Annotated in this window: 9 protein-coding genes and 1 pseudogene; 1 reads left to right on the plus strand and 9 read right to left on the minus strand. The window is 71.9% G+C overall.

What is annotated here, in order from left to right:
* Positions 1-21 precede the first annotated feature (21 nt).
* Entirely contained in the window at positions 22-1,653 is a 1,632-nt protein-coding gene (locus tag FK530_RS21635) for an alpha/beta hydrolase-fold protein (protein ID WP_146489041.1), read from the minus strand.
* A gap of 94 nt (positions 1,654-1,747) precedes the next feature.
* Here FK530_RS21635 and FK530_RS21640 point away from each other — a divergent pair, with 94 nt between their 5' ends.
* Positions 1,748-2,617: an alpha/beta fold hydrolase gene (locus tag FK530_RS21640; RefSeq protein ID WP_146489042.1), complete on the plus strand. Its 870-nt coding sequence runs from the start codon at positions 1,748-1,750 to the stop codon at positions 2,615-2,617.
* On the opposite strand, the gene FK530_RS21645 is transcribed toward FK530_RS21640, so the two are convergent.
* The 8 genes and pseudogenes from FK530_RS21645 to FK530_RS25965 form a co-directional block, all read right to left on the minus strand.
* Positions 2,605-3,582 carry a GGDEF domain-containing protein gene (locus FK530_RS21645; RefSeq protein WP_146489043.1) on the minus strand — a complete coding sequence of 326 codons (978 nt, stop codon included), beginning with the start codon at positions 3,580-3,582 and terminating at the stop codon, positions 2,605-2,607. The genes FK530_RS21640 and FK530_RS21645 overlap by 13 nt on opposite strands.
* A 115-nt stretch (positions 3,583-3,697) precedes the next feature.
* Positions 3,698-5,053, minus strand: coding sequence for an FAD-binding oxidoreductase (locus tag FK530_RS21650; RefSeq protein WP_146489044.1), 1,356 nt, complete (start codon positions 5,051-5,053; stop codon positions 3,698-3,700).
* Positions 5,053-7,059 carry an arabinofuranosyltransferase AftB family protein gene (locus FK530_RS21655; RefSeq protein WP_146489045.1) on the minus strand — a complete coding sequence of 669 codons (2,007 nt, stop codon included), beginning with the start codon at positions 7,057-7,059 and terminating at the stop codon, positions 5,053-5,055. The genes FK530_RS21650 and FK530_RS21655 overlap by 1 nt, the downstream gene beginning before the upstream one ends.
* Positions 7,037-7,957: a decaprenyl-phosphate phosphoribosyltransferase gene (locus FK530_RS21660; RefSeq protein WP_146489051.1), complete on the minus strand. Its 921-nt coding sequence runs from the start codon at positions 7,955-7,957 to the stop codon at positions 7,037-7,039. The genes FK530_RS21655 and FK530_RS21660 overlap by 23 nt, the downstream gene beginning before the upstream one ends.
* A complete protein-coding gene (locus FK530_RS21665) occupies positions 7,957-8,511 on the minus strand; it encodes a phosphatase PAP2 family protein (protein ID WP_146489052.1) in 555 nt (184 codons plus the stop codon). The genes FK530_RS21660 and FK530_RS21665 overlap by 1 nt, the downstream gene beginning before the upstream one ends.
* A gap of 38 nt (positions 8,512-8,549) precedes the next feature.
* Complete coding sequence (locus FK530_RS21670) at positions 8,550-10,505, minus strand: glycosyltransferase (RefSeq protein ID WP_146489046.1); 1,956 nt, start codon at positions 10,503-10,505, stop codon at positions 8,550-8,552.
* On the minus strand, positions 10,502-11,719 hold the full coding sequence (gene glf / locus FK530_RS21675) for a UDP-galactopyranose mutase (RefSeq protein ID WP_146489047.1): 1,218 nt from the start codon (positions 11,717-11,719) through the stop codon (positions 10,502-10,504). Before glf ends, FK530_RS21670 begins: the two co-directional genes overlap by 4 nt.
* A 58-nt stretch (positions 11,720-11,777) precedes the next feature.
* A pseudogene (locus tag FK530_RS25965) lies at positions 11,778-12,395 on the minus strand (hypothetical protein); the annotation flags it as partial.

The raw sequence follows: 12,395 nt of genomic DNA on the forward strand, positions 1-12,395 counted from the left end.
AGCGCAACCCGCGGGCGGGCGTCAGCGTGCGGTCGCAACCCCGTTGACCAGGGCGATCACACCGCGCTCGAAGCGCTGCTCGAAGCCGCCGGGGATCGGGGTGGCATCGGCCACGGGGTAGCCGAGGCGGCCGCCCTCATAGCCCTGGCGCCCCCATTCGGCGAAGATCGGACCGTTGTTCACCACCGTCGCGGGGGTCCTCGGCGACCAGTAGACCTGCCCGCCCTGGAAACGCTGGAAGGCGCCGGCGGGGAGCTTCGTCTCGTCGCCCAAGGGCAGGCCGAGCGGGGACCGCTCGTAGTTCAGGGCGGCGTACTTGTCCCGGATCGCGCCGCGCACCGCGCGGGCACCGGTCTGCGGGCTCCAGTACACGGTGCCGTGCTGGAACTGCTGGTACCGGCCCTTCTTGTCGGCGAGCACCCGCTCGCCGCCGGTCGGGTAGCCGAGCGGCCCGCCGGGGCCGCCCGTGCCGAGGTAGGCGCCGCCGATCGCGCCCCCGACGACCTGCGCGCCGGTGTCCGCCGACCAGAAGACCTGGCCGCCACGGAAGTCCTGCGCGCGGCCGCCGGGAACGGCGTACTCGACGGTGACGCACGAGCCGAGCGTCGGGGCCTTGGGGGCGGCCTCGCCGATCGCGCCGGCGATGCCGCAGGGCTTCGGGTTCGCCACGCCGAGGGCCGCCTGCACCTGCGGCCAGGCCTGCCCGTTCTCGAACTGCCAGTAGGGCCAGCTGTGGTTGCCGGACGGGCGGTAGAGCGCGTTCGCCGGGATGCCGAGCCGGTTGAGCTCGATCGCGAAGGCCTGGTTGGACGAGCGGGCCAGCACCTCGAGCGCCATCGCCTGCAGGTCGGTCGGCGCGCCGGTGCCGCCCGAGCCGTTGCCCGAGCTGAAGTACAGGCTGGTGCCGCGCAACTTCTCCGCCAACTTGAGCGGATCGTGCTGCGCCCAGGCGGGGTCCGTGGGCGGGCCGTACATGGCGTCGGCGTTGAAACCGCCCGCGTCGCGCATGGCGATCCCGATCGACTCTGGGGTGCCGGGCGTGCTGGTGGACAGGATGCCGGAGTAGGAACCGGCGAACCGGTACAGGCCCTTGTTCCGGGCCGCCAGGGTGACGGCGGCGGTGCCGCCCATGGAGACGCCCGCCGCGGCGCGCACGTCGGTGGCGCGCCAGCCCTGCTGCAACAGCGGCGGCAGTTCCTTCGCCAGGAAGGTCTCCCACCGGTAGTTCTTGCCGTTGTCGGGGCGCTTCCAGTCGGTGTACCAGCTGGACTGGCCGCCGACGGGCAGCACGACGGTCACGTTCTTGTCGCGGTAGAAGTCGGCGACGTTCGTCTCCAGCAGCCAGCCGTTGCGGTCCTCGCGCGCCCGCATCCCGTCGAGCAGGTACAGCGTGGGGAACTTCGCCTTGGGGTCCGCGTGCCAGTCGCGGGCCAGCAGCAACTGGATCTTGATCGAGTCGTTCATCGCCGCGGAGTAGACGGTGAGGTCCACCTGGTGGTCGCCCTGCCACTGCGCGTCGGTGATCCGGGACTTCGCGGGGGCCGGGTCCGCGTGCGCGGGCGCGGGGTTCAGGGCCGACGGTGCCGCCACGACGGTCCCCGCCGCCACGGCGCCGGCCACGAGCAACGTTCCGATTCGGCCCAGCGATGACATGGGACCAGTGTTACACGGGTGTGATTTCGGGTCCGGGTGCCGCGCGGAGGGTGGCCCGGGTCACGACCCTCGTCGACCGTGATAGGACTGTTCGATGACCGAAATGCACCCCTCCGCGGAGCCCTTCACCGTCGACGCCGACGGCCTGAGGATCGCGGGCGACCGCTGGCGCGGCGGGGACGGTGCGGGAACGACGCTCGTACTGCTGCACGGCGGGGGGCAGACCCGGCACTCCTGGGACCGCACCGCGGCCGCGCTCGCCGAACGGGGCTACACGGTGCTCACCCTCGACGCCCGCGGGCACGGCGACACCGGCTGGGCGGCCGACGGTGCGTACGCGCTCGGCGACTTCGTCGGGGACCTCGTGGCGGTGCTCCGCACGCTCGACGGTCCGCCGCCGGTCCTGATCGGCGCCTCCCTCGGCGGCATAACCAGTCTCTCCGCGGTGGGCGAGAACCCGGGCATCGCAGCGGCGCTGGTGCTCGTGGACGTCGTGGTGGACGCCGAGAAGAAGGGCATCGAGCGGGTCACCGAGTTCCTCGCCGCGCACACCGACGGCTTCGCCACGCTCGACGAGGTCGCGGACGCCGTGGCCGCCTACAACCCCACCCGCAAGCGCGCCCGCAACCTCGAGGGCCTCAAGAAGAACGTCCGGCTGCGCGCCGACGGCCGCTGGTACTGGCACTGGGACCCCGCGTTCATCCGCGGCGACGACCGCAACGAGGCCCGCATCCAGGACAAGGACCGGCTCGGCGCCGCGGCCGAGCGGGTCACCGTGCCCACCCTCATCGTCCGCGGCGGCAAGTCCGACGTCGTGAGCGACGAGGGCGTGGCGAAGATGCTGCAGCGGGTGCCGCATGCGGAGGTCGCCGACGTCAGCGGCGCCGGGCACATGGTCGCGGGCGACGACAACCAGGTCTTCGCTGCCGCGATCGAGGACTTCCTCGACCGTCACCGCCTCTGAGCTCGGACCCGCGGCGCCGCCTTGGCCCGGTACATCGCGGCATCCGCGGCGGCGATGGCCGCGCCGGCGGACGGGTGGTCCGCCACGAGGACCGCGCCGACCGTCACGCTCACGTCGATGTCGGCGCCGTCGATGCGGATCGGGGCGCGCCCGACCGCGGCGCTCAACCGCTCGACCAGTTCGTCCGGGGTCGCGTCCAAAGCCCGGGAGACGACCACGAACTCGTCGCCCCCGACCCGGTAAACGGCATCGTCCGGCCCCATCGCCGAATCGATGCGACGTGCGACCCCACGGAGGACCTCATCGCCGGCGCCGTGCCCCAGCCCGTCGTTGAACCGCTTGAACCGGTCGAGGTCGGCGTACGCCACCACCCTGATCGGTGCGGCCTGCTCGCCGGCGAGGAGGAACTCCAGAGCGTGCCGGTTGGGCAGCCTCGTGATCGCATCCGTGGTCGCCGTGTTGTGCAGGGTGCGCGCCGCCGACCGTAGCTCGAGGACGCTCATCGCGAGGTCCGCGAGGTCCGCGAGCCCACCGAGCTGCCGGTCGCTGAGCTCCCGCGGCTCGGACCCGTAGATCCGCACCGTGACCACCGGGAGCCGATCGCTGGTGCAGATCGGGGCCGCCGCGAACAGGTGGATCGGAGGGTCGGCGAGATCGAGGAACCTCAGGCCCTGGAACCGGGCGTCGACCTTGGCGTCGGGCGCGTAGACCACCTGGTCGCCGGCCACTGCGAGGGAGCACAGCGAGTCCGCGCGCGACGCGTGGATCCGCGGGGCCCCGAACGAGGCCACGGTGTAGTGCCGGTCGAAGTCGATGATGTTCACCGAGCCGAAGGGCACCCCGCACAGGGCCGCCGAGAGTTCCGCGATCCGCTCGAGATCGGGTACCGGTTCCGAGTCCATGATCCGCAGCGCCTTCACCGCCGCGACGCGGTCGTGCTCACGGGGGTGCGGCGGCGCGGGCATCGCTTCCTCGATTCGTCGGCATCCGTCGGGGTTCGGATCGCAAGTCGCCAATGTACGCTGCCGCGTCACCCCGCTGCAGGCGATCGCAAACAGCGGCCCGTCGGGCGCGAATCGGTCAGCCGTCGAAGAGAACTCCGGGATTGAGCAGGCCCGACGGGTCCCAGGCGCCCTTGAGGCGGCGCATGAGCGCGACCTGATCCGCGCCGCGCTGCCGCGCGAGCCAGGGCACCTTCGCGCGGCCGATACCGTGCTCCGCGCTGACGGTGCCGCCGTGCGCCAGCACCTGCCCCAGGACGGCGGCCTCCAGCCGCTCCGCGAGCTCCTCCGGGAACCGGCGGGCCGGCGCCGTCGGCCCGGGCAGCAGGTTGACGTGGACGTTCCCCTCCGCGAGGTGCCCGAAGAGCACCGGCTCGACGTCCGGGGAGACCGCGGCCACGGCCCCGACGATCGCCTCCTGCGCGGCGGCGAAGTCCTCGAGCGGCACGCCCACGTCCAGCTTGACCGGTACACCCGCGGCGTTCACCGCCTCGGTCGTGCGGGCGCGGTAGCGCCACAGCCTGATCCGGTCCTCAGGCCCGGCGCCCACGGCGATCCTGTTGTCCGGCAGCAGCCCCGCGACGACGCCCGCCGCCTCCGGCGCACCGTCGAACTCGGCGAACACCCAGCAGCCGTCCGTCGGGAGCGGCGCGGGCGCGCCGAGGTGGGCGGCGACGCGGGCGACGGCCGCACCGTCGGACCACTCGAGCGCGAGGAGCCCCGGAAGGCCCCGCAACGCGGGCACGGCCGCAACGGCGTCGACGACGGACGGGAAGGCGAGCACGAGCACCGTGCGCTCGCCCGGCGCGGCGTCGAGGCGCCACGTGACGTCGGTGATGACGGCGAGGGTGCCCTCCGAGCCGACGAGCTGGTCGACGAGGTCGTAGCCGGTGTTGTCCTTGGCCGGCGGACGCCGGCGGTCGAGGACGGCACCGTCGGACAGGACGGCCCGCAGCCCGGCGATCCGGGCCCGCGCGGAGCCGTAGCGGAGCACCTCCGCTCCCCCGGCGTTGGTGGCGGCCGCGCCGCCGACGGTGGCGGACTCCCCCGACGCCAGGGACAGTCCGCAGGTCAGGCCGCGCGCGGCGGCGAAGGACTCGAGCGCCGCGAGGGTGACCCCGGCGCCCGCGGTGACCGCGCCGTCGGTGACCTCCCCGATCGCGTCGAGGCTGCTCAGGGACAGCACGACCGCCCCGGCGGGCGGGACCGATCCGGCGACGAGGCCCGTGTTGCCGCCCTGAGGCACCACCGCGACGCCGGCCCGGGCGCACGCGGCCATCACCGCGGCGACGGCCGCGACGGTGCGTGGTCGCGCGACGATCGCCGGCCCGCCGCGCCACCGGCCGGTCCAGTCCGTGACGTACCCGGCGACGGCGCCGTCGTCGGAGAGCACCGAGCAGTCGGCGATCTCCCGCAGCGTCCCGGCGAGGTCCATCAGGGCTTCGGCATCGACTTCTGGTCGTCGGGGAGCGGCGGCGGCACGTCGAGGCGGCACATGCGCAGCGTGTACTCGGGCACCCGGTCGATGCGCAGCTGCATATTCGCGAGCGAGAGCTTGAAATTCCGCTTGAACAGGTCGAAGGTGAGCGGCGCGGCGTACGAGTCCTGCAACTGCTGGATCTGCGGGCAGGTCAGCGCCACCCGGGACTGGTTCACCCAGTCCGGGTCGATGAACGGCGGCAGCGCCGGCTTCTTCGGGTAGGCCTTCGCCTCGGCGACGGCCCAGTCCGGGAACATCTCCTTGTCGTGCCCGATGCGTCCGTCCTCGAGCCGCGCGGTGTGCGAGGCCATCGGCCAGGCGAGGCCGATCTGGTCCCACACCCGCACGTCGAGCGGCAGGTTCATGCCGGTCATGCCGAGGTTGGTGAAGAAGACGGTCTGCCGCAGCGGCACGTCGTCCGGCCGCGGGTACGGCAGCGGATCGATGAACCACCAGTCGTAGTCGAAGGACGGCAGGTAGACGCCGCCGCGCGGGGTGGTGCGCAGGATCTCCTGCAGCGACTTCATGCGCGGGTAGTCCAGGTAGTCGTCCGCGGTGAGCGGATGCGCATGGCCCGTCTGCAGCGAGTAGAAGGCCCGCTCGTCGACGATGCCGGACGTGCCGATCGCGGTGCCGTCGGGCTGGCCGCGGAAGGTCGTGGCGTGCAGGGCCCAGCCGATCACCAGCACCCACAGCACGCCCGCGACCGCGGCGCCCGCGGTCCCCGTGGCGAGGCGCGCGATACCGCGGACCGTCGAATCCTCGGGGCGGCGCGACGGGATCCGCAGCGGGATCACCATCACCGGGAGGAGCAGCAGGAACAGGGGCGCGAGGAGCACGCGGCCCGACATGAAGTCGCCGCCCTGGCGCAGCCAGTACAGCGTCTCGATGACGCCGCCGAGGAACATCACCGCGACGATGACCGCGGGCCGCTGCAGCCGGTCGCGCACGCCGGCGACGCCGCCGCGCGGCAGCCGGAAACCGCCGGTCAGCGGCCTGCGGGCGCCGCGTGCGGGCAGCAGGATCAGCGGCATCGCGATGAGCAGTGCCAGCACCGGCAGCCACAGCGAGTAGGGCTCGACCAGGTTCATCAGGTAGGTGAAGCCCTGCCCCCACTTGGAACCGCTGGCGTCCTTGGCGACGGCCGTGTTCGGGACCGGCAGGCCGTAGTAGCCCATCCGGAAGATCTGGTACCCGACGGGCAGCAGGCCGGCGGCGGCGGTCAGCGCGAGCCGCAGCTTCAGCCCGACGGGCGCGGCGAACATGACGATCAGCACCAGGCCGCCGACGACGGCCATCTCGGGCCGCACCAGCCAGGACAGGCCGGCGACGAACGCGGTGCTGCAGGTGAGGATCCAGTAGCGGGTCCGCTCGCGCCCCGGGGCGGGATCGCGGTCGGCCTGCGACCAGCAGATCGCCAGGTACCACAGCAGCGCCACCCAGAAGATGGTCAGCGAGACCTCGAGGCCCGAGGTCGCGAAGTCGCGGGCCGGGGGCAGCGCCATGTAGACGAGGCCGCCCGCGGGCAGTAGGAGCAGGCCGGAGCCGCGCAGCCGCGCCCAGCCGGGGCCGCCGCGGTACAGACGCGCCGTGCCGAGCATGGCCAGCGGGATCGCGGCGACGGACAGCACCAGCGCGACGGTGAGCACGACGTACTCGGTCTGCACGCCGCTAAGCCAGGAGAAGAACCAGATGATGTACGTCCAGGCGGCGGACGTGTTGACCTCGACGCGCTCGCCGGCGTTGAAGACGGGGCCGTTCCCGGCCAGCAGGTTCCGGACGGTCCGCAGCACGATGAGGCCGTCGTCGGCGATCCACCGGCGCTGCCAGGCGCCGTAGCCGAACAGGACCGCGCACGCCGCCACCCCGAGCCAGAAGCTGACTCGGGGTGCGGAGAAGGTCGAGGGGGCCGCGCCGGCGGACTCGCCGGCCTGGGCGTCAGGCGAAGTAGACCGCGGCAACGACGGTTCCAATCCACGCGATCGCGAGCACCTGCAGCACGCGATCACCCAGGGCGATCTCCTCCGGCTCGCCGGCCTCGCCGCCGTCGACGTCGACGGCGTAGCGCAGGATGGCGATGGTGAACGGCACCATCGAGAGGGTGTACCAGATGTTGTTCGGATGCTTCGTGGTGTCGAAGGCCCACAGGCCGTAGCAGAGCACCACGGCGGTGGCCGCGAGCGTCCAGACGAACCGCAGGTACGTCGTGGTGTAGTACTCCAGCGACTTGCGGATCTTCGCGCCGGTGCGCTCGGCGAGCTGCAGCTCCGCGTACCGCTTGCCCGCGGCCATGAACAGCGAGCCGAAGGCCATCACCAGCAGGAACCACTGCGACAGGCCCTTGGGCAGCTCGGCGGCCACACCGCCGGCGACGGCGCGCAGCAGGAAGCCCGAGCTGACGATGCAGATGTCGATCACGGCCTGGTGCTTGAGGCCGAAGCAGTAGCCCAGCTGGATCACGATGTACACCGCGATCACGATCGCGAGCTGCGGGTTCGCCAGGAAGGAGATGCCGATCGCGGCCGCGCCGAGCACGATCGCCAGCACGTACGCCAGGTTCACCGGCACCACGCCGGCGGCGATCGGGCGGTAGCGCTTGGTCGGGTGCGCGCGGTCGGCCTCGACGTCGAGGGCGTCGTTGATCAGGTAGATCGACGACGCGGCCAGGCAGAACGCGATGAACGCGATGCCGACGTTGCCGAACTTGACGAACTCCAGCTGGTCCCGGCCGGCGGCCAGCGGGGCCACCACGACGAGGACGTTCTTGACCCACTGCCGGGGCCGGATCGCCTTGATCAGTCCGGTCGCGAGGTTCGACGGTGCCTTCGGCTCGCCGTGCTCGATCGGCTCCTCGCTCATCAGCTGTTCGATCCCTTCGTCCGGTTCTTCGAGCCGCGCCGCGCCGCTCGATCGACCCACAGTCTCTCACCCTCGATCGCGGCCAGCGCGGTCGCCGCACCGATCGCGGCACCGGCGGCGACGTCCGTCGGGTAGTGCACGCCGAGGACCATGCGGGAGGTGAGCATCGGCGGCACGATCGCGGCGGGCGCCAGCACGGCGCCGCCCGGGACGCCGGAGGCGCGGCCCAGCAGGATCGCGCCGGCCGTCGAGCTGGTGGCGTGCGAGGACGGGAAGCTCAGCTTGCTCGGCGTCCCGACGCCGACGGTGATGTACGGATGGTTGGGCCGCTTGCGCCGCACGATCCGCTTGATCACGACGGACGCCGCGTGCGCGACGAAGGCGCCGACGCCCGCGGTCACGTACTCCTTCCGGCGCTTCGGCTGCAGCACCGCGCCGAGCGCGGCGAGGCCGAGCCAGCCGAGCGAGTGTTCGCCGAAGTGGCTGAGGCCGCGTGCGGCCGGCAGCACGCCGGGACGGCCGGCCAGCTGCGCCTGCACGCCCACGAGGATCATCTCCTCGGGGGTCAGTGCCTGCTCCGGGGCGTTCGCGCTCACTTGGTCTTCTCCTTCTCGGACGCGTCGTCTGTCCGGCCCGCCGACTCGGCTCCCGGCGCCGACAGCTCGGGCTCGAAGATCTTCGACCACGCCGCGCGGCTGGTGAGATCCGGGTACGCGGCGCGGTACCGCTGCTGCATCTCGGCGAACCGCCGGTCCACCTCGCGGTGCACGGCCAGGCTCTCCCGCATCAGCGCGAACATCTTCTCCCGGTCGCGCTGGCGGTAGACCACGCCGCGGCCGTCGGCGGTGGTGACGGTGACTCCGTCGACCCGGCCCAGGCTGAACCAGCGGGCCTCGAGCGGCGGGTAGTTGGCCTGCGGCACCTCGTGGTTGCGCGGGTCCGCGGGGCGCAGGTTGTTGCGCACGGCCTTCGCCAGGGTGGTCACCTTGGTGATGGGGTTCAGCGGGATCCTCGTGCCGAAGGCGGTGGCCTCGCCGGAGGTCCGCGGCAGCTCGGTGGCGCTGGGCAGCACCACGGCGTCCGGGTACTCCTTGCGCATCGCGGCGATCTTCGGCAGCGCGGTGGGCAGCAGCTCGTACAGTCCCTCGGGCCCGCGCAGGAAGTCGCGCATGGCCTCGATCTGGATCGCGACCGTCGAGTACTCGAGGCACAGCAGGTGCTTCATGAGCGCCTTGATGGAGCTGGTCATGATGCCGCGGGTGCTGCCCTCGTGGTGGATCGCGGCGACGACGAGCCGGTTGCGCAGGTGGAAGTAGGCCTGCCAGTCGATGGCGTCGTCCTTGTCGGACCAGGCCATGTGCCAGATCGCGATGCCGGGCACGGTGGCCGTGGGGTAGCCGGCGCGGGCGGCGCGCAGGCCGTAGTCCCAGTCGTCCCACTTGATGAACAGCGGCATCGGCAGGCCGATCTCCTCGGCGGCGACACGCGGGATGAGGCACATCCACCAGCCGTTGCCGTCGACGTCGATGCGCCGGTGCAGGTTCTTGCTGTTCTCCTTGTCGGAGAGCGGGTACTTCGAGAAGTCGTGGTCGTACTCGACGAAAGGCGCCGCGGTCCACATGAAGGCGTTGCGGTCGATGACCTCGCCCATGCAGTGCAGGTGGCTGCGGTCCTGCAGGTTGAGCATCTGCCCGCCCACCAGCATCGGCGACTTCGCGAACCGGGCGAACTGCAGCGCGCGCAGGATCGAGTCGGGCTCGATGGCGATGTCGTCGTCCATGTACAGCACGTACGGGCTGTCGGTCAGGCGCAGCGCCTCGTACATGATCCGGCCGTAGCCGCCGGAGCCGCCGAGGTTGCCCTGCTCGAAGCGGCGGAAGCGATCGCCGAGCGGCGCGATCGCGGCCTCGTAGTCGGGGTGGTCGATGACCTTCTTGGTGCCCTGGTCGGGCATGAGCACGGCGTCGATCACCTCGTCGACCAGCGGATCGCTGGTCAGCGCGGTGATCGCGGCGACGGCGTCGTCGGGCCGGTTGAAGGTGGGGATGCCCACGGTGACGCGCTTGGCCGGCAGGCCCTCCTCGCCGACGGTGGCGTACCAGCCGGCGGAGATGATCTCGGTGTCGCTGTCGGCGGTCACGTCGAACCAGATCCAGCCGCCGTCCTCGAACGGGCCGAGGTCGGTGGCGAACTCGGCGACGCCGTAGCCGGTCGCGTCGGTCTGGACCAGGCCGCCGCCGAGGGCGATGCGCGCACCGTCGACCTTGGAGCGGTACAGGTCGACGCGGGCGGTGCCCTTGAGCTCGATCCGCAGCACCACGTCCTGCAGGACGGTCCAGCGTCGCCAGTAGGACGCCGGGAAGGCGTTGAAGTAGGTGGCGAAGCTGACCTCGGACTCGCCCGCGATGTTCAGCGACGTGCGGGTGGGCGCGTGCGAGCGGCGCGAGTTGGTCTCGGCCTCCTCGATGTACAGCGAGCGCACGTCCAGCGGTTCGCCCGGGCGCGGCAGGATGACGCGCTGCAGCAGGGTCTGGGCCTGATCGGTCACTGTGCGGTCTCCTCGGTGAGCGCGGCACCGGTTTCGAGATGCGGACGCAGGGTGTTGTCGAACATCGACAGCGCGCTGGCGATGGCCATGTGCATGTCGAGGTACTGGTAGGTGCCGAGGCGGCCGCCGAAGAGCACCTTGCGCTCCGCGGCCTCCGTCTTGGCGAGCTCCCGGTAGGCCGCGAGCATCTCGCGGTCCGACGGGGTGTTGATCGGGTAGTAGGGCTCGTCGTCGTCGTTGGCGAAGCGGCCGAACTCACGCATGATGACCGTCTTGTCGGTCGGGTAGTCCTTGCGCTCCGGGTGGAAGTGGCGGAACTCGTGGATGCGCGTGTACTGCACGTCGGCGTCGTTGTAGTTCATGACCGGGGTGCCCTGGAAGTCGCCGGTCGGGAGGACCTCGGTCTCGAAGTCGAGCGTGCGCCAGCCGAGGCGGCCCGCGGAGTAGTCGAAGTAGCGGTCCAGCGGGCCGGTGTAGACGACGGGGGCTTCGGGGCTGGCGGCGCGGATCTCGTCGCGGACGTCGAACCAGTCGGTGTCGAGGCGCACGTCGATGAGGTCCGAGGCGGCCATGTTCTCGAGCCAGGCCGTGTACCCCTCGACGGGCAACCCCTCGTAGGTGTCGTTGAAGTACCGGTTGTCAAAGTTGTAGCGCACGGGCAGGCGCGTGATGTTGCCCGCGGGCAGGTTCTTCGGGTCGGTCTCCCACTGCTTGGCCGTGTAGTGCTTGATGAAGGCCTCGTAGAGGGGGCGGCCGATCAGCGAGATCGCCTTCTCCTCGAAGTTCTTCGCCTCCTTGGAGTCGAACTCCGCTGCCTGCTCCTGGATGAGCGCCTTCGCCTCGTCGGGCGTGAAGTAGCGGCCGAAGAACTGGCTGACGAGGCCGAGGCCGAGGGGGAACTGGTAGGCCTGGCCCTTGTGCATCGCGAAGACGCGGTGCTGGTAGCCGGTGAAGTCGGTGAACTTGTTGACGTACTCCCACACCCGCTCGTTGGAGGTGTGGAAGAGGTGCGCACCGTACTTGTGGATCTCGATGCCGGTCTCCGGCTCGGCCTCCGAGTAGGCGTTGCCGCCGAGGTGCGGCCGGCGCTCGATCACCAGGACCCGCTTGCCGAGCTCGGCGGCGGTCCGTTCCGCGACGGTCAGGCCGAAGAAGCCCGAGCCGACGACGATGAGGTCATAGGGCCGCTGGTTCTGGGAGGAATCTGTCGCCACGGACGTTCAGGGTACCGGCCGGGCGGCGTGGATGACGCCACCCGGCCCGGGCCTGTGACTAAGCCGGAGCGTTCGGCACCGTCGGGACCGCGAGCGGGGTGGATCCCGCCGGGGCCGATGGTGCCGCCGGGGCGGCGGGGGCGGTGGTCGCCGGGGCCGCCGGCGCGGACGGAGCGGCGGACGCCGACGGGGCCGCCGGCGCGGACGGCGTGCTCGCACCCGGGGTGGCCGCGGCCGTGTCGCCGGGCGCGACGGGCACCGCGGGCACGCCCGTCGGGGTGTCGCCCGGGGTCGGGTTGATGCCGATCACGTCGCCCCAGCCCGGGATCAGGTTGAGCAGCGGCAGCGGCGGCAGGCTCGGCGCCCCGCCCGCGGCGAAGGCGGTGGCCCAGTTGAGCAGCGTCGCGGGCGCGGAGACGCCGGACGGGACGACCTGCGCGCCGTTCGCCTTCGTGTAGTAGATGGTGCCGTTCTGGTACGACTGCAGGATCGAGCCGTCGGGGAAGGCGATCGGGTTCGCGACGGCGCGGCCGAGCGTGCCCTTCTCGCCGCCCGCGCCGGCGTAGGCGGCCTCGATGGCGGCCTTGCCGGTCACGGCCTGCACTCCGGGCGCCGCCGCGGTGGCGGCGGGCGGGGCGGGGATGCCCGGGATCACGGGGGCGGCCGGCGCGGGGGG

Source organism: Tsukamurella conjunctivitidis (assembly GCF_007858475.1).
Classification (GTDB): Bacteria; Actinomycetota; Actinomycetes; order Mycobacteriales; family Mycobacteriaceae; genus Tsukamurella; species Tsukamurella conjunctivitidis.